Origin of the sequence: Nocardioides acrostichi, from assembly GCF_015319165.1 — a bacterium.
GTDB lineage: Bacteria > Actinomycetota > Actinomycetes > Propionibacteriales > Nocardioidaceae > Nocardioides > Nocardioides acrostichi.
The window spans coordinates 47,347-66,052 of the sequence record NZ_JADIVZ010000006.1; the positions used below are offsets into that span (position 1 = coordinate 47,347).

At 72.1% G+C, this 18,706-nt stretch carries 17 protein-coding genes; 5 read left to right on the forward strand and 12 right to left on the reverse strand.

What is annotated here, in order from left to right:
• Positions 1-171: 171 nt before the first annotated feature.
• The gene (locus ISG29_RS12750; protein WP_194503830.1) at positions 172-3,177 is read left to right on the forward strand and encodes a coiled-coil domain-containing protein; all 3,006 of its coding nucleotides are present in this window, start codon (positions 172-174) and stop codon (positions 3,175-3,177) included.
• A 93-nt stretch (positions 3,178-3,270) separates the two neighbouring features.
• On the opposite strand, the gene ISG29_RS12755 is transcribed toward ISG29_RS12750, so the two are convergent.
• Positions 3,271-4,386 (reverse strand): alpha/beta hydrolase, encoded by a 1,116-nt coding sequence (locus ISG29_RS12755; protein WP_235959674.1) that lies wholly within the window; start codon positions 4,384-4,386, stop codon positions 3,271-3,273.
• Positions 4,387-4,463: 77 nt separating this feature from the next.
• On the opposite strand from ISG29_RS12755, the gene ISG29_RS12760 reads away from it, so the two are divergent.
• The 3 genes from ISG29_RS12760 to ISG29_RS12770 all read left to right on the forward strand — a co-directional run bounded on the left by ISG29_RS12760 (position 4,464) and on the right by ISG29_RS12770 (position 8,302).
• Positions 4,464-6,608, forward strand: a complete 2,145-nt coding sequence (locus ISG29_RS12760; protein ID WP_194503831.1) for an RNA degradosome polyphosphate kinase — start codon at positions 4,464-4,466, stop codon at positions 6,606-6,608.
• Positions 6,609-6,682: 74 nt separating this feature from the next.
• Complete coding sequence (locus ISG29_RS12765) at positions 6,683-7,300, forward strand: DUF47 domain-containing protein (RefSeq protein WP_194503832.1); 618 nt, start codon at positions 6,683-6,685, stop codon at positions 7,298-7,300.
• Positions 7,301-8,302, forward strand: a complete 1,002-nt coding sequence (locus ISG29_RS12770) for an inorganic phosphate transporter (protein WP_194503833.1) — start codon at positions 7,301-7,303, stop codon at positions 8,300-8,302. It begins immediately after the preceding gene.
• On the opposite strand, the gene ISG29_RS12775 is transcribed toward ISG29_RS12770, so the two are convergent.
• From ISG29_RS12775 to ISG29_RS12800, 6 genes are all read right to left on the reverse strand, one after another.
• Positions 8,266-8,529 carry a hypothetical protein gene (locus tag ISG29_RS12775; protein WP_194503834.1) on the reverse strand — a complete coding sequence of 88 codons (264 nt, stop codon included), beginning with the start codon at positions 8,527-8,529 and terminating at the stop codon, positions 8,266-8,268. The genes ISG29_RS12770 and ISG29_RS12775 overlap by 37 nt on opposite strands.
• 148 nt (positions 8,530-8,677) lie before the next feature.
• A complete protein-coding gene (gene pstB, locus ISG29_RS12780) occupies positions 8,678-9,457 on the reverse strand; it encodes a phosphate ABC transporter ATP-binding protein PstB (protein ID WP_194503835.1) in 780 nt (259 codons plus the stop codon).
• Between the two features lie 20 nt (positions 9,458-9,477).
• Entirely contained in the window at positions 9,478-10,569 is a 1,092-nt protein-coding gene (gene pstA / locus ISG29_RS12785) for a phosphate ABC transporter permease PstA (RefSeq protein ID WP_328829022.1), read from the reverse strand.
• The gene (pstC, locus tag ISG29_RS12790; RefSeq protein ID WP_328829024.1) at positions 10,566-11,519 is read right to left on the reverse strand and encodes a phosphate ABC transporter permease subunit PstC; all 954 of its coding nucleotides are present in this window, start codon (positions 11,517-11,519) and stop codon (positions 10,566-10,568) included. The genes pstA and pstC overlap by 4 nt, the downstream gene beginning before the upstream one ends.
• 112 nt (positions 11,520-11,631) lie before the next feature.
• Entirely contained in the window at positions 11,632-12,741 is a 1,110-nt protein-coding gene (gene pstS / locus ISG29_RS12795) for a phosphate ABC transporter substrate-binding protein PstS (protein WP_194503836.1), read from the reverse strand.
• A 125-nt stretch (positions 12,742-12,866) separates the two neighbouring features.
• Complete coding sequence (locus ISG29_RS12800; RefSeq protein ID WP_194503837.1) at positions 12,867-13,793, reverse strand: NUDIX hydrolase; 927 nt, start codon at positions 13,791-13,793, stop codon at positions 12,867-12,869.
• A gap of 17 nt (positions 13,794-13,810) precedes the next feature.
• Here ISG29_RS12800 and ISG29_RS12805 point away from each other — a divergent pair, with 17 nt between their 5' ends.
• Complete coding sequence (locus tag ISG29_RS12805; RefSeq protein ID WP_194503838.1) at positions 13,811-14,905, forward strand: hypothetical protein; 1,095 nt, start codon at positions 13,811-13,813, stop codon at positions 14,903-14,905.
• Between the two features lie 129 nt (positions 14,906-15,034).
• Here ISG29_RS12805 and ISG29_RS12810 read toward each other — a convergent pair whose 3' ends face one another.
• The 5 genes from ISG29_RS12810 to ISG29_RS12830 all read right to left on the reverse strand — a co-directional run bounded on the left by ISG29_RS12810 (position 15,035) and on the right by ISG29_RS12830 (position 18,479).
• Entirely contained in the window at positions 15,035-17,266 is a 2,232-nt protein-coding gene (locus ISG29_RS12810) for a heavy metal translocating P-type ATPase (protein WP_194503839.1), read from the reverse strand.
• An 8-nt stretch (positions 17,267-17,274) separates the two neighbouring features.
• A complete protein-coding gene (locus ISG29_RS12815) occupies positions 17,275-17,481 on the reverse strand; it encodes a heavy-metal-associated domain-containing protein (protein ID WP_194503840.1) in 207 nt (68 codons plus the stop codon).
• A gap of 44 nt (positions 17,482-17,525) precedes the next feature.
• Positions 17,526-17,828: a metal-sensitive transcriptional regulator gene (locus ISG29_RS12820; RefSeq protein WP_194503841.1), complete on the reverse strand. Its 303-nt coding sequence runs from the start codon at positions 17,826-17,828 to the stop codon at positions 17,526-17,528.
• Positions 17,829-17,919: 91 nt separating this feature from the next.
• Positions 17,920-18,090 carry a hypothetical protein gene (locus ISG29_RS12825; protein ID WP_194503967.1) on the reverse strand — a complete coding sequence of 57 codons (171 nt, stop codon included), beginning with the start codon at positions 18,088-18,090 and terminating at the stop codon, positions 17,920-17,922.
• A gap of 185 nt (positions 18,091-18,275) precedes the next feature.
• On the reverse strand, positions 18,276-18,479 hold the full coding sequence (locus tag ISG29_RS12830) for a cold-shock protein (protein WP_194503842.1): 204 nt from the start codon (positions 18,477-18,479) through the stop codon (positions 18,276-18,278).
• Positions 18,480-18,706: the final 227 nt, after the last annotated feature.

Below are 18,706 nucleotides of genomic sequence, written 5' to 3' on the forward strand. Positions count from 1 at the left end.
AATTCACCGGACGTCCGGTGAATTCGCCCCTGGGACGATGGAACTCCACCGTCCCGGGGGCAGAAACGCCGTCCCACCCCGCCTCCGACCCCCGCGACCGATGCGGGACGACGCGGAGCCGCACGGTGGTGTCGGCCTACGCCGACGCTCGGTCTCGATAGCATCGCGCCGATGACTCAACCCGGGCCGCCCGAGACCCCGCCCACCGGTGATCCCGGGCGGCGCTGGCCCTGGCGTGCTCGCGGCACCTCGCCCGCCGAGCAGCCGCCCACCCTCGAGGAGCTCGAGGCGCGGCTGGCCGAGCAGGCGGCGGCTGCCGATCGCCTGCTCGGGCTGCGCACCGCGGCCGAGCGGGCGGCGTCCGAGCAGGCCGCGGAACGGCTCGTCGCCGAGGAGTCGGCGGTCGCCTCTGCGCGAGCGCGGCAGAGCGCCGACGAGACCGCCGCCGAGCAGTCACGCCAGGCTGCCGAGGCGTACAACGCGCGGGAGGCCGCCGAGCGAGCCGCGGCCGACGCCGTCCGCCTGCGTGAGGAGGCCGAGCAGGCCGCGCAGGAGGCAGCGCGACTGCGCGAGGAGGCGGAGTCCGCCCTCGCGCGCGCCCACGAGCAGGCCGAGCAGCTCGCCGCGGCCCGCGCCGAGACCGAGGAGCGACTGGCGCAGTCGCACCGCGCCCGGGAGGCCGCGGAAGCCACGACCGCTGCGCAGGTCGAGAGCGCTCTGACGGCGCAGCAGGCTCGCGAGGGTGCGGAGCGCGCCGCCGCCGAGCAGGCCGAACAGGCGCAGCAGGCGCACGCCGCCCGGCTGTCGGCCGAGGAGGCGGTGCGCGCCCACGCCGAGGCGGCCACGGCCGCCCACTCCGACCGCGAGAACGCCGAGCACGTCGCCCGCGAGGCGGCGGAGGCGGCAGGGGCGGCGCACCGGGCCCACGAGGCCGCCGAGCGCACCGCCTCGGAGCATGCGGGCGCGCGGGCCGTGGCCGACACCGCGGCGCAGGAGTCCGCCGCGGCCCGCAGTGTCGCCGAGGAGAAGGCCACCGAGCAGGCCCGGCTCGCTGCCGAGGCCCACGCGGCCCGCGAGGTCGCCGAGCAGGCGGCGCGGGAGCGTGCCGACGAGACGGAGCAGGCGCGGGCGCAGGCCGTGCAGGCCGAGGAGCGAGCCCGCTTGGTGGGCGAGTTCGCCGAGCAGGCCGCCGAGGATCGCCGGCTGGCCGAGGTGGCCGGCGTGGCGGCGTCCGAGCGCGCCGCCGCGGCCGACGACGCGCGCGCCGCCGCCGAGGCGGCGGCCTCCGAGGCCCACGCCGCGCGGGAGCGGGCCGAGCAGGCCGCTCGCGAGCACGCGGACCAGCGCGCGGTCGCCGACGCCGCGGCCGCCGAGGCGGCTGGCGTGGCCACCGCCGCAGTCGACGAACGGCTGGCTGCCGAGCAGGCGGCCCGCGAGGCCCACGAGCTCGCCGAGGCCGCGCAGGTGTCGCGTCAGCAGGCCGAGGACGCCGCCCGCGATCGCGCCGCCGAGGCCGGTCAGGCCGCGGCCGCCGAGCACGCCGCACACACGGCGTCCGCCGCCGCAGCCGACGACGCCTCCGCCGCGCACGCCGCCCGCGAAGCGGCCGAACTGGCCGCCGCCGAGCAGGCCCGGCTGGCCTCCGACGCCCACGACGCACGCGCCCTGGCCGACCAAGCTGCGGCGACAGCGGCCGCCTCCGCCGAGGACGCCCACGCGGCCGCCCAGCGCGAGGCCGAGGCCGCCGCCGCCGCCCACCGGGCCCGAGCCGAGGCCGAGACGGCCGCCGACCACGCGGCCGACTCCGCGCGCGACGCCCACCAGCAGCGCACCCTCGCCGAGGACGCCGGCCGCGAGCACGCCGCCCAGGCCGCCCAGGCCGCGGCCGCCGAGCACGCCGCGCACACGGCGTCCGCAGCGGCTGCCGACGCCGCCCGTGCCGCGCAGGTCGCCCGTGAGGCCGCCGAGCAGGCCGCCGCCCAGCAGGCGGGGCTGGCGGCGCAGGCCCACGACCTGCGTGCGGCTGCCGACGAAGCGGCCGCGGAGCAGGCACGGTCGGCCGCGGAGGCGCACACCGCACGGACCACCGCCGAGCAGGCCGCCACCCACGCCGCCGACGCGCGCGCGGAGGCCGAGGAGTCGGCGACCAGCGCCGCGGAGCGCGCCTGGGAGGCGCAGGCGCTGCGCGAGCGGGCGGAGGAGGCGGCCCGGGCTCGAGCCGCCGAGGCCGAGGAGGCCGCCGCCAGCGCCGCCGAGGCGCACGGGCTGGCCGAGCAGCGCGCGACGGCCGCCGTCGAGGCCCACGAGCAGCGGACCGCCGCGGAGGAGGGCGCCGCCGAGCAGTCGCGGCTCGCCACCCAGGCACACGCCGCGCGGGTCGAGGCCGAGGAGTCGGCCACCGCAGCGCACGCCGCCCGCGAGGCCGCCGAGCACGACGCGCAGGCGCACGCCGAGGTTGCCGGAGGCGCCGAGAGGCTGCGCGCGGAGGCCGAGCAGCGCACCGCCGAGGTCGAGACCCGGCTGGCCCAGGCGCTCGCCGCCCGCGAGGCCGCCGAGCAGGCCGCGGCCGAGGCCTTCGCGGCCCGCGCCGAGGCCGAGCGCTCCGCCGCCGATCGGGCCGTCGACCGGCAGAAGGTGGAGGCGTCGATCCGGCACCAGGCCGAGCTGGTCGAGGCCGAGATGCGGCAGCGGCTGGACGCCGAGAAGCGCGCCCGCCAGCTCGCCGTCCAACTGGAGCAGGCGCGAGCCGAGCTCGCCGCCGTGCCCCCGCCGTCACGGTTCTCCGGGCCCATGGCCACCGCCGCCCTCATCCTCGGTCTCGCGCTGCTCGCCGTCGGCGGCTCCATCGCCGCCTTCGCGTTCGGCGTGCTGTGGGTCGGCATCGTCTGTGCCGTGCTGGCCGTGGTGCTGCTGGTGGTGGCCGACCGACTGCGGCCCTCCGGGGCCCAGGTCACGATCGAGGACGACGGCGTCGTCGACATCCGCCACGGCGGCAGCCACCACCGCTTCGACCTCTACGACTCCTCGGTCGCCGTCGAGATGCGTAGCCAGCCCGGCGCCCGCGGCTGGCAGGTGGTGTTCCCCCGCGACACCCTCTCCCCCGTCGTCATCGACGCCCGGATGGTCGACCCCGAGGTGTTCACCCGCGAGCTACGGCGGTGGCGGCCGGAGCTATGAGGCCCGGGGCGGGTCGGCGGGGCGTGCGTTCCAGCTGGCGCCAGCTCGAGCTCCCGCAGTACCGGACCCCCACCCTCAGCCCGCGGAGTCGGTTCAGCCCGGTGTCGAGCCCGGCGCCTGGCCCGGCGTCGAGCCCGGTGTCTGGCCCAGAGCCGAACCCAGCCACGCGGCGATCTCGTCGACGCAGGCGCGGGCGGTGCGACCGACGCCCACCACGTTGAAGAACCCGTGGATCTGGTCGTCGAAGCGGCGCGTCGTCACCGCGACCCCCGCGGACGACAGCAGCCGGGCGTAGCGCTCGCCCTCGTCGCGCAGCGGGTCGAAGCCGGCGGTGCAGACGTACGCCGGGGCGAGGCGGTCGGCGACGGCGGCGAGGTCGGTGAGCACCAGCGACATCCGCGGGTCGCGACCGGCGTCGGTGTCGCCCGAGGGGTCACCGAGGTAGGCCTCGTTGGCGCGCTCCATGTAGCCCGAGGTCAGGTAGAACCCCTCGGCGAACAGCTCCGAGGATCGGTTCTCCGGGTCGGACCCGCGGCCGGGGTCGACCGCCGGGTAGACCAGCATCTGCGCGGCGCACGGCAGGCCGGTGCGGGCGGCGTGCAGTGCGGTGGCGGCGGCCAGTGTGCCGCCGGCGGAGTCACCACCCACCGCGATGCGCGCCGGATCGGCGCCGAGCTCGCGGGCATGGTCGACCGCCCAGTGGTACGCCGCCTCGGCGTCGTCGTGCGCGGCTGGGAAGGGGTGCTCGGGTGCGAGCCGGTAGTCGACCGCCAGCACCCGCACACCGGCCCCGTGCGCCAGCACCCGGCACGACGCGTCGTGGGTGTCGAGGTCGCCCACGAAGAACCCGCCGCCGTGGAAGAACACCAGCAGCGGCCCGACGTCGGCGGCCCCCGCCGGCACGTACAGCCGCGCCGGACGACCGCCCGCCGTCAGGTCGCGCACCGACCCGATCGGCTGGTCACCCCCGGCCAGCGCCGTCTCGTGGCGGGTCTGCGCTCGCGCCCGCCCGGTGGGCAGGGTGTCGGCCGCGGGCAGCCGTGCCGTCTTCTGGAGCCTCAGCATGAGCTGGGTGTCGACCGCCAGCCGCTGCCCGTCGACCTCCACCGGAGGCCCGGCCAGCCGGCGCTGCACCGCAGGCGGCAACCCCATCGACCTGCTCAGCAGGGCGCGCTCGACCGCGGTGCGGCTCCTCTTCAGCATGCTCATCAGCCGCGACCCTAGACGAGTCCACACAGGCCTCGGCGCGTCACCTCGCGTTCACCCACCCCTGACACACTGAGGCCATGTCCGCCGAGATCGTCGAGAGCCACGACGCGCCGCCCGAGGAGCCGTTCGACGTCGAGCCGCCCTACGTGCCCGACGAGTCCGCACTCGAGGGTGTCGAGGAGTTCGGCGACCGCTTCCTCGATCGCGAGCTGTCGTGGTTGCGGTTCAACCAGCGCGTACTCGAGCTGGCCGAGGACGACGCCCTGCCGCTGTTGGAGCGGGTGCGGTTCCTCGCGATCTTCACCAGCAACCTCGACGAGTTCTTCATGGTGCGGGTGGCGGGCCTCAAACGGCGCATCGCGGCCGGGGTGGCCGTGCGGGCGGCGTCCGGGATGATGCCCCGCGACGTGCTGGAACAGATCTGGGAGGTCACTCGCGATCTCGCGCAGCGGCAGGCGCGACTCTTCGCCGACACCATCGTGCCGGGGCTCAAGGCCGAGAACATCGAGCTGGTGCGCTGGGACGAGCTCGACCGCGCCGAGCAGAAGCAGTGCAAGCGACTGTTCAAGGAGCGGCTGTTCCCGGTGTTGACCCCGCTGGCGGTCGACCCGGCGCACCCGTTCCCGTACATCTCGGGTCTCTCGCTCAACCTCGCGGTGCTGCTGAAGAACCCCAAGACCGGCAAGGAGCACTTCGCGCGGGTCAAGGTGCCGCCGACGTTCAGCCGGTTCGTGCCGCTGGGCGACCATCGGTTCGTGCCGCTCGAGGACGTCATCTCCGAGCACCTGCACCGGCTCTTCCCGGGCATGGAGATCCAGCAGGTGCACTCGTTCCGGGTCACTCGCAACGAGGATCTCGAGGTCGAGGAGGACGACGCCGAGAACCTGCTCGCGGCCCTGGAGAAGGAGCTGCTGCGCCGTCGGTTCGGGCCGCCGGTGCGGCTCGAGGTCGAGGAGTCCATCGACCCCGCGGTGCTCGACCTGCTCGTCTCCGAGCTGGGGGTCGACGACGCCGAGGTGGTGCGGCTGCCCGGCCCGCTCGACCTGCGCGGCCTGCACGGCATCGCCGACATCGGCCGGGAGGATCTGAAGTACCCGGCGTTCGTGCCCACGACGCACCCGCGGCTGGCGGAGGTCGAGTCCGCCGCGCCGGTCGACGTGTTCAAGGCGGCCCGTCGCAACGACGTCCTGCTGCACCACCCCTACGACTCCTTCGCCACCTCGGTGCAGCGGTTCATCGAGCAGGCGGCGGCCGACCCGCACGTGCTCGCGATCAAGCAGACGCTCTACCGCACCTCGGGCGACTCCCCCATCATCGACGCCCTCATCGACGCCGCCGAGGCCGGCAAGCAGGTGCTGGTGATCGTCGAGATCAAGGCCCGCTTCGACGAGCAGGCCAACATCCGCTGGGCGCGCAAGCTCGAGCAAGCGGGCTGCCACGTGGTCTACGGGCTGGTGGGGCTCAAGACGCACTGCAAGCTCGCGATGGTCGTGCGCGACGAGGGCGACGGCATCCGCCGCTACGCCCACGTCGGCACGGGCAACTACAACCCGAAGACCTCGCGCATGTACGAGGATCTCGGGCTGCTCACGGTCAACGAGGCGATCACCGACGACGTCGGCCACCTCTTCAACAACCTCTCCGGATGGTCGCGCAACGCCTCCTACGCCGAACTGCTCGTGGCGCCCGACTCGGTGCGCTCCGGGCTGGTCGACCAGGTGCACGCCGAGATCGCCCACCACCGGGCGGGCCGCCCGGCGCGCATCCGACTCAAGGCCAACTCCGTGGTCGACGAGGCCGTCATCGACGCCCTCTACCTGGCCTCCCGCGAGGGCGTGCCGGTGGAGCTGCTGGTGCGCGGCATCTGCGCGCTGCGTCCCGGAGTGCCGGGCCTCTCCGAGAACATCACCGTGCGCTCGGTGCTCGGGCGCTTCCTCGAGCACAGCCGCGTGTTCTGGTTCGAGAACGGCGGCGACCCGGTCACCTGGATCGGCTCGGCCGACATGATGCACCGCAACCTCGACCGCCGGGTCGAGGTGCTGGTGCGGCTCCCCGACCCGGACTCGCGCCAGGAGATCGCCGACCTCCTCGATCTCGCCTTCGACTCCGGGACCGCCGCCTGGCTGCTCGGCGCCGACGGCATCTGGACCCGCAACGACGGCTCGGTGCACCTCCAAGAGGAGCTCATCGCGCGTCAGCGCGGGCGTCGTCAGTCCAGCTGAGGCCACCGAGGCTGCGTCGACGCGGCCGACCCCCTACGCTGTCGCTGCATCTGTCCCCCGCCGAGAGGTCATTCGTGGCGCTCCGCTTCCGTCCCGTCGAGACGGCCTTCTACGACGACTTCAGCGCCCAGGCCCAGCACCTGGTCCGTGGCGCTTCACTGCTGGCAGAGATGTTCAGCGGCCACGCCGACCGCGAGAAGATCGCCGACGACATGCGGCGCGCCGAGCACGACGCCGACGAGACCACGCACGCGATCGTTCGCCGGGTGAACTCGACGTTCGTGACCCCGCTCGACCGCGAGGACATCTACGCCCTCGCCTCCGGCCTCGACGACGTCATGGACATGATGGACGAGGTCGTCGACATGATCGTCCTCTACGAGGTCGAGACCATCCCCGACGGCATCTCCGAGCAGGTCGACCTCATCATCCGGTGCGCCGACCTCACCGCGGCCGCCATGCCGAACCTGCGCTCCATGCAGTCGCTCTCGGAGTACTGGATCGAGATCAACCGCCTCGAGAACGCCGGCGACCGCAACCACCGACGCATCCTGGCCAGCCTGTTCTCCGGCGAGTACGAAGCTCTCGAGGTGCTCAAGCTCAAGGACGTCGTGGAGGCGCTCGAGGGCGCCATCGACGCCTTCGAGAAGGTGGCGAACACGGTCGAGCAGATCGCCGTCAAGGAGTCCTGAGTGGCGCTAGCGATCGTCGTCACGGTCGTGGTCGTGGCTCTCGCCTTCGACTACACCAACGGGTTCCACGACGCGGCGAACGCCATCGCCACGTCGGTGTCGACCCGTGCCCTGACCCCGCGCATCGCGCTCGCGATGGCGGCGGTCATGAACTTCGTCGGCGCCTTCTTGGGCCAGGAGGTCGCCAACACCGTCGGGTCGGTCATCTCGCCGCCGTCGGGAAGTCACGGGCTCGTCATCGTGCTCGCCGGACTCGTCGGCGCGATCGCGTGGAACCTGCTCACCTGGTACTTCGGCCTGCCGTCGTCGTCGTCGCACGCCCTCATCGGCGGGCTGGTCGGAGCGGCCGTCGCCTCGGGGTCGCTGGTGAAGTGGCGCGTGATCGTCGACAAGGTGGTGATCCCGATGCTGGTCTCGCCCGTGGTCGGCTTCGTCGCCGCGTTCGCACTGATGGTCGCGATCATGTGGATCTTCCGGCGCCGCAACCCGCACCGCACCCAGCGCGGGTTCCGGATCGCCCAGACGCTCTCCGCGGCCGCGATGGCGCTGGGGCACGGCCTCCAGGACGCCCAGAAGACGATGGGCGTCATCTTCCTCGCCCTGCTGACCGGCGGCTACGTGAGCGCGGACGACGGGCTGCCGGTGTGGGTGATCATCGCCGCGGCCACCGCGATCTCGGCCGGAACCTGGTCGGGCGGCTGGCGGATCATGCGCACGCTGGGCCGTCGCATCATCCACCTCGACCCAGCCCGCGGCTTCGCCTCGGAGTCGGTCGCGGCGGGCGTCCTCTACACGACCGCGTTCGTGTTCGAGGCCCCCATCTCCACGACCCACATCATCACCTCCTCGGTGATGGGCGCGGGCGCCACCAAGCGGTTCTCCGCCGTGCGCTGGGGCGTGGCCCGCTCGATCGTCGTCGCCTGGGTGCTCACCGCCCCCGCCGCCGCGCTCGTCGCCGCCGGTGTCTACGGGCTCTGCCGAGCGGTCTTCCAGCTGCCGTGAGGTGACCGGCCGGTCGCGGTTCTCCGGTTCGCCAGGGCCGCCGCGTCGCGGGCCTCGGGGATGCCGGTGAGCGCCGGGCAGGTCATCACCGGCGGGGTCATCGGCTCGATCGGCACGAGGTCGTCGAAGCCGGCCCTGTCGAGCACCACCAGGGCGACGTGTCGCCCGCAGCGGCCGTGGGTCCGACCCGGGGTCGGCCCGTACGGCCCGTCGGGTCGACGAGACACGCACCCTCGAGCCCCGGGCGAGCCGGGTGCCACGGCTCGGCCGGGGCTCGAGTGCGCATGCACCCAGACTGCCCGCGATCGCCGCGGCGCGTGGTCCGTCGTCCACAGGGGGCTCACGGCTGGGGTAGCCCCACAGCGCAGAGCCAGATCAGCCGAAGCGGCCGGAGATGTAGGCCTCGGTGGCGTCGTTGTCGGGAGCGGTGAACATCTTCTTGGTGGGGTTGAACTCCACCAGGTGGCCGGGCTCGCCGGTGGCCTTGAGGTTGAAGAAGCCGGTGTCGTCGGAGACGCGGGCGGCCTGCTGCATGTTGTGGGTGACGATGACGATCGTGTAGTCGGACTTCAGTTCGTGGATGAGGTCCTCGATCGCGGACGTCGAGATGGGGTCGAGGGCCGAGCAGGGCTCGTCCATGAGCAGCACCTCGGGCTCGACCGCGATGGCGCGGGCGATGCACAGTCGCTGCTGCTGACCACCGGAGAGGCCCATACCGGGCTTGTCGAGGCGGTCCTTGACCTCCGACCACAGGTTGGCGCCGCGCAGCGACTTCTCGACCAGCGCGTCGGCCTCGGACTTCTTGACCTTCTTGGCGTTGAGGCGCTTGCCGGCGAGCACGTTGTCGTAGATCGACATCGTCGGGAACGGGTTCGGCCGCTGGAAGACCATGCCGATCTGGCGGCGCACGGCGACCGGGTCGACCGACGGGTCGTAGAGGGACTGCCCGTCGACGACGACCTTGCCCTCGACGCGGGCTCCCGGGATCACCTCGTGCATGCGGTTGAGCGAACGCAGGAACGTCGACTTGCCACAGCCCGACGGCCCGATGAACGCGGTCACCGAGCGGGCTTTGACGGTCATGTTGACGCCCTCGACCGCGAGGAAGTCGCCGTAGTAGATGTTGAGGTCAGAGACGTCGATGCTCTTGGCCATGGGTCTGTCTCCTAGGGCTCTCAGCGCCCGGTCTTGGGGGCGAAGATCTTGCCGATGATGCGCGCGGTCAGGTTCAGGACCATCACGAGTATGACGAGGATCAGCGCAGCACCCCACGCGAGCTCGAGCAAGTCGGCGCCCTGTTTGTACTTGCTGACGATGAACACCGGCAGCGTCTGCATCCGGCCGCTGAACAGGTTCGTGTTCATGTAGTCGACCGTGCCGACGGCCACGAGCAGCGGCGCGGTCTCACCGATGACGCGGCTGACCGCCAGCATCACGCCGGTGAGGATGCCGCCGAACGCGGTGGGCACGACGACCTTGAGGATGGTGCGCCACTTCGGCACGCCGAGCGCGTAGGAGGCCTCACGCAGATCGGCGGGCACCAGCCGCATCATCTCCTCGCCCGAACGGACGACGGTGGGGATCATCAGCAACGACAACGCGACCGACCCCATGAACCCGATGCGGGTGCCGACGCTGCCGAACTGCGTGAACAGCGCGACGGCGAAGAGGCCCGCGACGATCGAGGGGATGCCCGTCATCACGTCGACGAGCACCGTGATGATGCGCGCCATCCGGCTCTTGGCGCCGTACTCGACCAGATAGATGGCCGTGAGCAGGCCGATCGGCACCGAGATGATGGTCGCGCCGAGGGTGATGAGCAGCGTGCCGACGATGGCGTGCAGCACGCCGGCTCCCGGCATCTGCTTGAAGGTGACCGGGTCGAGCGTGGTCGTCTGGTCCTTCGTCAGGAACGCCCAGTTGATCGCCGGCAGGCCCTGGATGACGGTGTAGGCGAGCACCCACACCAGGGGCACCAGCGCCAGGGTGACGGCGTAGGTCACGAGCAGTGTGACGAGCCGGTCGACCGCGGCACGGCGCCCTTCGACCTGCAACGACCACAGCGGCAGCAGCACGACGAGCAGGAGGCCGGCCACGAAGGGCACGGAGTACCACGAGGCACCCGTGAGCAGCGGTCCGCCGAGCACGGCCAGCGCGAGGGCCAAGACGCCGACGATCAGCGTCGCCTGCCGGGGCAGCCGCGCGCGGACCAGGGAGGGCGGTGGAAAGGTCGTGTCGGTGGCGACGTCGCTCAGGTCGGTACTCACTGGAACTTCCTCTCCGAGCGGATCACGACCCACCGGGCGGCGAAGTTGACCAGGAACGTGAAGACGAACAGCACCAGGCCGGTGGCCAGGAGCACCACCTGGAGGTCGATGTTCTCGCCCTGGAAGTTCTGGGCGATGTTCGAGGCGATCGTGGCCGGGTTGTCGGAGGTCAGCAGGTGCCAGGTGATCTTCGGCCCCGAGGCGTTGAGCACCAGCAGTACCGCCATGGTCTCGCCCAGCGCCCGACCCAGGCCGAGCATGGTGCCCGCGATGATGCCCGAGCGCGAGTGCGGGAGCACCGCGTAGCGGATCATCTCCCAGCGGGTCGCGCCGAGGGCCAGGGCGGCCTCCTCGTGCAGGCGGGGGGTCTGGCCGAACACCTCGCGGCAGATCGCCGTCGTGATCGGCAGCACCATGATGGCCAGCACGATCGCGGCCAGGAAGACGGTGCGCCCGGTGGCGCTGACCTCACCGGCGAAGAAGGGGATGAAGCCCAGGTGCTCGTTGAGCCACCGCTGGATCGGCAGCAGCGCCGGACCCAGCGCCTTGAGGCCCCAGAGGCCGAACACGACCGACGGCACGGCGGCCAACAGGTCGATGAGGTAGGCGATGACGGTCGAGAGCGGACGCGGCGCGTAGTGGGTGAGGAACAGCGCCACCCCCACGGCGAACGGCACCGCGATGATCATCGCGAGCACGGCCACCAGTGCGGTGCCGAAGAGCAGGCCCGCGGCGTAGGGCACGAAGCTGGTGTAGGGCTGGTAGAGACCCGTGGCGGCGCTGAAGCCAGCCGCGCCGCGGATGGCCAAGAAGATGAAGACGCCCGCGAGGGCGACCATGATGCTGGCTCCGGCGGCGAAGGCGAGACCGTGGAAGACGCGGTCGCCGCGCTGGCTCCCGCCAGACAGCGTGTCCGACACCTCGGCAGGCTCGGTCGTCGTGAGGTTCACGCGGACTCGTACCCCGTTCTAGACGTGTGACCCGGGTGCACGACGCGGGGACGCGGTGGGCCGGACGAGCCGACCCACCGCGTGCCGCGGTCGTGCGGAGGACACCAGTGTGTCAGGAACCGATCTTGTCGATTTGCGCCTGCGCCAGATCGGCGATGTCCTGCGGCAGCGGGGCGGAGTAGGCGTTCGCCGCAGCGGCCTTCTGCCCGTCCGAGGAGACCATGTAGGTCAAGAAGCCCTTGACGATCTCGGCCGTGTTGGCGTCGTCGTAGGTCGGGCACGCGATCTCGTAGGAGGTCAGGAAGATCGGGTAGGTGCTCGGGTCGGTGCTGGTGCGGTTGAGCGAGTACGTGATGATCGACTCCGGCGTGCCGGAGGTCTGCTCCGAAGCGGCGAGAGCCGCCGCGGCTCCGTCGGCCGACGGAGCGACGTACTCGTCGCCGACCTTGATCTTGGCGATGCCCAGGCCCGAGCCCTGCACGCCCGAGTCGTCCGCGTAGCCGATGGTGCCCTGACCGGCCTTGACGGCGTCGACCAGACCGGAGGTGCCCTCACCGGACTCGCCCTTGGTCGTGGGCCAGTCGGAGCTGTGCTCGTCGGCCCAGGCGCCGTTCGAGGCCTGCGAGAGGTAGTCGGTGAAGTTGTCGGTGGTGCCCGAGGAGTCCGAGCGGTGCACGGGGACGATCTTCGTGCTCGGCAGGTCGGCGTCGGGGTTGTCGGCCTTGATGGCCGCGTCGTCCCACGTGGTGATGGAGCCGTTGAAGATGTTGGCGATCGTCTCCGGCGAGAGCTGGAGGTCGTCGACACCGTCGAGGTTGTAGACGACGTCGACCGGCGAGATGAACACGGGGATCTCGACGACGTCGGCGCCGCAGGTCTCGGAGGCGTCCTTGATCTCGTCGTCGTCGAGCGCGGAGTCGGTGCCGGCGTAGAGGTAGGCGCCGGAGATGAAGTTCTCGCGGCCGGTGCCCGAGCCCACGGGGTCGTAGCTGAGCTTGACGTCGGGGTTGGCCTGACCGAAGCCGGCGCGCCAGGCCTCCTGGGCCTGCTGCTGCGCCGAGGAGCCGCCGCCGGCGACCTCGCCGGAGAGGCCGGACGCCGCGGAGGAGCTGCCGTCCGACGAGGTACCCGAGTCGTCGGAGCCGCAGGCCGCCAAGCCGAAGGCAAGGGACAGGGCAGCAACGCCGGGCACGATCACACGGCGCAGAGAGGTGGTACGCACTGGAACTTCTCCTGGATGTCTAGGGGATACGTCGGAGAAGGTAGGGAGGCCAGATGACCGGATGCTCGGGAGCCGGTGAACGGCGAATGAACAGGCTCCGGAGGCTCTTGTGAAGACCGCCACACTCAGCTGGAGTGGTGTTGCTCTGTGGCCACGACCTGGCCCTTGCGCAGGTGCGCGACGAGCATCTCTCCGGGCGCCAGCCGCGGGTCGGGCAGGCCCAGGGCGGCGAAGACCTCGGGCAGCACCGGCCGGTGGCTGCACAGCACCGCTCCTCCGCGATCGCCGCGGACGCCGGCCACCAGCTCCTCGACCAGACCCACGATGGCCGCGGGATCGACGTCCTCCTCGGAGAGGCAGGGGCGCAGGTCGGGCTCGAGGTCGGCCGCGGCCGCCCACGGGGCCACCGTCTCGAGGCAGCGCAACGACGGCGACGTGAGCACCCGGCGAGCGTCGTACGCCGCCAGCAGCGGCACCAGCGTGCGGGCCTGCACCGTGCCGTCTCGACCCAGCGGACGGCGCTGGTCGGCACCGCGCCAGCTCTTGCGCGGGCGGGCCTCGGCGTGGCGCAGCACCACGAGCGGGTGGCTGCGGCGGTGGCTGCCCACGGCCTCGGCGAGCAGCTCGCGGTCGCGCTCGTAGCTGAGCAGGTCGCCGGCGGTGTCGAAGCCGACCCAGCGGACGTCGTCGATCTCCTTGTTCGGCTCGTACCCGGACACGTCGGTGGCGGCGTGGTCGTCGCCGAGAGTGCGGGCGTGCCAGTAGTGCACGACCTTCGTGCGGCCACTGCCGGCCGGCCCGGTCGGGTAGCGCAGGATCGGCAGCGGAGCCCCGAGCCGCACTCGCACGCCGGTCTCCTCCTCGACCTCTCGCACCGCGGTGGCGACAGGGTGCTCACCGGGGTCGACCTTGCCCTTGGGGAAGGACCAGTCGTCGTAGCGGGGGCGGTGCACGAGCAGCACCTCGCGGCCCTTGCGGACCACCACCGCGCCGGCCGCGGTCACCACCGCGGCGGTCGTCCCGGAGCCGTCGGCGGATGCGCTGCTGGGCATGCCCGTAGTCTCGCACCGTGTCTCGCAGGCTCGCCCAGACCCTCGTCGCCGCCGGCGTCCTGGTGCTCGTCGTGGTCCTCGGCGTGGCGACCGTCGCGGTGGTGCGGCACCTGCGCGCTCCCGACACCGACTTCGGCCGAGCGGTGCAGATGGCGCCCCCGGAGGCGCAGCGTTACACCTTCACCGACTGGGCCGGCGTGCGCGACGCGCTCGACCTGCGGGACTCCTCCGACTCGCTCGGTGCGCTGCTGCGACGCGGCTTCAGTCAGGATCTGACCTCCGCCTCCGGTCTGCTCGACTCCGCGAAGCTGCTGGACTCCACCTTCGGCTGGTCGCCGGCCACGGCGCAGTGGGAGCTGCTGGCCCAGGCCGAGGAAGGATCGGTCGAGATCGTGCGCCTCGACCCCGGCACCGACTTCGACGACCTCGCCGACCGGCTTCGCGCGCTCGGCTACACCGCGCCGTCCGATGCCGAGGGCGGGGAGACCTCCGGCGGAGTGTGGGTCGGCGGCGACGACGTGCTCGGCCAGGTCACGACCCGCGCCGACGAGACCGGCAACCCGATGCTCCAGAACTTCGCTCTCGACGCCGACGCCGGACTCGTCTTCACCAGCAACACCTCCTCCTACCTCCAGCACGCCGTGCGCACGGCGTCGTCGCAGGACGGTCCGAGCGACCAGGGGCTGCGCGACGCCGTCTCGGCGCTGGGCACCGAGCCGCTCTCGGCGATCGGCTACACCGGCGACCAGGTGTGCAGCGAGCTCGCGATGGGGCAGGCCGACGCCGACGCGCAACAGACCGGCGCGCGGCTCGTCACCGAAGCGGGCGGAGTGTCTCCGCTGGCCGGGTTCGTGATCGCCGACCTCGGCGGCCGCGCGCTGCGTGTGGAGATGTCGTTCGAGTCCGACCAGCAGGCCCGCGACGACGTCGACCCGCGCGCGAAGCTCGCCGCCGGCCCCGCCCCCGGGCAGGGCGGCAGCTTCGCCGAGCGGTTCAGCGTCGACGAGGCCAGCGCCACCGGCACGGTGATCACCCTCGACCTCACGGCCAAGCCCCAGGCCTACGCCCTCTCCGACCTCTCGTCCGGGCCGGTGCTGTTCGCAACCTGCTGACGTGGCGGCGCCGCGGGAGTTCCGCCTGAAGTTGTGACGGGTCACGTGGAAATTCGCGACGGGTCACGTGGAAATTCGTGACGGGTCACGTGGAAATTCGTGACGGGTCACGTGGAAATTCGTGACGGGTCAGCGGAAACGACGCAGGCGCAGGCTGTTGCCGACGACGCAGACCGACGAGGCGGCCATGGCGGCGCCGGCGAGCATGGGGTTGAGCAGGCCGGCGGCGGCCAGCGGGATCGCCGCCACGTTGTACCCGAACGCCCACACCAGGTTCGCGCGGATCGTGCCGAGCGTGCGCCGGGCCAGCCGGACGGCGTCACTCACCGCCAGCAGGTCGCCGGAGACGAGCGTGAGGTCGCTGGCCTCGATGGCGACGTCGGTGCCGGTGCCGACGGCGATGCCGAGGTCGGCCTGCGCGAGAGCCGCGGCGTCGTTGACGCCGTCGCCCACCATCGCGACACCACGGGCGCCGTGCGGACCCTCGGCCTGGAGCGCCTTCACCTGGTCGACCTTGTCGACGGGCAGCACCTCGGCCACCACGCGCTCGATGCCCACCTCGGCGGCGACCTGCCGGGCCGCGACCTCGGAATCGCCGGTGAGCAGCACGGGCTCCAGCCCGAGCGCCCGCAGCCGCGCGATCGCCTCGGCCGAGGTCGGCTTGACGGTGTCGGCCACCGCGAGCACTCCACGCGCGGCGCCCTCCCACCCGACGAGGACGGCGGTGGCGCCTCGCCCGGCCGCCGCACGGACCGCCTCACGCAGGTTCTCCGACACCGCGAGTCCCTCGGAGTCGAGGAGCTGCGGGCGACCGATCACGGCCGGCGTGCCGTCGACCGAGCCGACCACGCCCAGCCCCTCCCGGTTAGCGAAGTCGCCCAGTGATCCGAGCTCGGAGGCCGGGAGCGCTGCCGCGATGGCCCGCGCCACCGGGTGCTCCGAGCCGGACTCGAGCGTGGCGGCCACCCGTCGCACCTGCGACTCCTCCGCGCCCTCGCCCGCTACCACGTCGACCAGACTCATCTGCCCGGTCGTGACGGTGCCGGTCTTGTCGAGCACCACCACCTCGATGCGCCGCGCCTGCTCGAGCACCTCCGGGCCGCGCACCAGGATGCCCAGCTGCGCGCCCCTCCCGGTGCCGACCATGAGCGCGGTCGGCGTGGCCAGTCCGAGGGCGCACGGGCAGGCGATGATGAGCACGGCGACCGCCGCCGCGAGCGCGTGGGTGATGCCCCCCGGCGTGCCGGCGCCGGCGACGAGCCATCCGACGGCGGTGAGCGCGGCGAGGCCGATCACGATCGGCACGAACACCGAGGAGACCCGGTCGGCGAGGCGCTGCGCCTCGGCCTTGCCCTGTTGGGCCTCCTCGACCAGCCGCGCCATCTGCGCGACCTGGGAGTCGGCCCCCACGCGAGTGGCGCGCACGAGCAGCAGTCCACCCACGTTGACGCACCCGCCGACCACCTCGCTCTCGGGCCCCACCTCGACCGGCACCGACTCGCCGGTGACCATCGCGGTGTCGACCGCCGAGGTGCCCTCGACCACCACCCCGTCGGCTCCGATGCGCTCGCCGGGCCGGACGACGAGCAGGTCGCCCGCGGCGACCTCGGCCGCGGGCACACTCATCTCGGCGCCGTCGCGGCGCACCGTCACGTGCTTGGCGCCGGCCTCCAGCAGTTCGCGCAGCGCGGATCCGGCGCGCCGACGGGCGCGCTTCTCGGCGTACCGGCCGGCCAGCATGAACGTGGTGACCCCGGCGGCGGCCTCGAGGTAGATGTTGCCCAGCGCGTCGCCGCGGCCGGCGAACAGGTCGAAGCCGTGCGTCATGCCGGGCTGGCCGGCGGTGCCGAGGAAGAGCGCGACGAGCGACCACGCGTAGGCGGCGAGCACCCCGACCGAGACCAGGGTGTCCATGGTCGTGGCACCGTGCCGAGCGTTGACCGCGGCCGCACGGTGGAACGGCCAGGCGCCCCACACGACCACCGGCGAGGCGAGCGTGAGCGAGAGCCACTGCCAGTTGGCGAACTGCCAGGGTGGCACCATCGCCAGCACCAGGACCGGTGTCGCGAGCGCCGCGCTCACCAACAGTCGCCGGCGCAGCTCGGCCACCTCGGGGTCGTCGTCCGACTGTTCGTCGGGCGCGACGTCGTCGGGCGCCGGCAGGGCCGCGGTGTAGCCGGCCGACGCGACGGTGTCGAGCAGGACGTCGGTACCGAGGTCGGCGGGAAAGGTGACCCGCGCCTTCTCGGTGGCGTAGTTCACCGACGCCGTGACGCCGTCGAGCTTGCCGAGCTTGCGCTCGATGCGGTGCGCGCACGACGCACAGGTCATGCCGGTGATGGCCAGTTCGACGTCAGTCATGAGATGCCTCAGACCAGGGTGTAGCCGGCCTCGTCGACGGCGGCCGCCACGGCATCGCGCGCGAGCTCGTCGGCGCTGGTGACCACCACCTCGCCCGAGTCGAGGGCCACGGAGACGGACTCGACGCCCGCGACCTCCTCGAGTTCCTCGGTGACCGAGGCGACGCAGTGCTCGCAGGTCATGCCGGTGACGGTCCAGGTGCTGGTGACGGACATCGGGATCCTCCAGGTTCTCAGGGAGCGGATGGCTGGGTGTGGTGTCAGGAGCGGACGAGACGGGTGATGGCAGCGACGGCCTCGTCGATCTTCACGCGCGCCTCGGCGTCGCCCGCGCGCGCGGCGTCGACGACGCAGTGGCTCAAGTGTTCGTCGAGCAGGCCGAGCGAGACGGCTTGGAGGGCCTTGGTCATCGCCGAGACCTGGGTGAGGATGTCGATGCAGTACTCCTCGGCCTCGACCATGCGCTGGAGGCCTCTCGCCTGCCCCTCGATGCGGCGCAGCCGCGTCAGGTACTCCTCCTTGCGGTGGATGTACCCGTGGCCGGACGACGTCGACTCGCTCATGTCATAAACGGTACCCCGGCAGGGTATAAGGACAAACAAGAAGAACGCCCCGGGCGTGCCCGGGGCGTTGGTCGGAACCGTCGATCTCTGGTCAGACGCTGGGCTCCACGAGGCCGAGGATCGCATCGATCTCGCCCTGCGTGAGGTGCTCGTCGGACTCGGAGGCGGCGATGATCAGGTTCGTCGTGAGCTCGACCTCGCCGAGAAGGTCCGCATCCTCGAGGGACACGTCGAACTGATCGTGCACGTCACCCTCGCTCATCTTTCGGGACTGGTCTGTACTCCACACTGGCTCCACAGTGCCCTGCCCACCTGAGAACCAAACCCTACGAGGGGCGCGGTGATGAAGATTTCACTTTGTTCTCAGCGGGGAACGAGAAACCGGGGCCGTCCCCATGGGACGACCCCGGTTCGCGTGCTGACTAAGACGTCAGATCACCCGTCTCGTCAGAGCGGGCGAACGTTCTCCGCCTGCGGGCCCTTGGGGCCCTGGGTGACGTCGAACTCGACCTGCTGGTTCTCCTCGAGGGACTTGTAGCCCTGAGACTGGATGGCCGAGTAGTGCACGAAGACGTCGTCGCCGCCGTCTCCCTGGGCGATGAACCCGTAGCCCTTCTCAGCGTTGAACCACTTCACGGTGCCCTGAGCCATTGTGCTCGTTTCTCCTTGTGTCGGGGCGGGAGTCACCACTTCGGCGACTCCGGCAACAAATGCCGGTGACACGTCGCTCCGACTTGCTTGCTCTTACTAGGAGAACCACAAGCAGAAACGGCGCCTGCTCACAAACTCCGCGGGCGTCGACCTGCTGGAACTTGCACCTGCTGCTGAGCAGGACACTACCGTCCCGACGCCACGAACAAACCTGCGGGCTCCCGAGT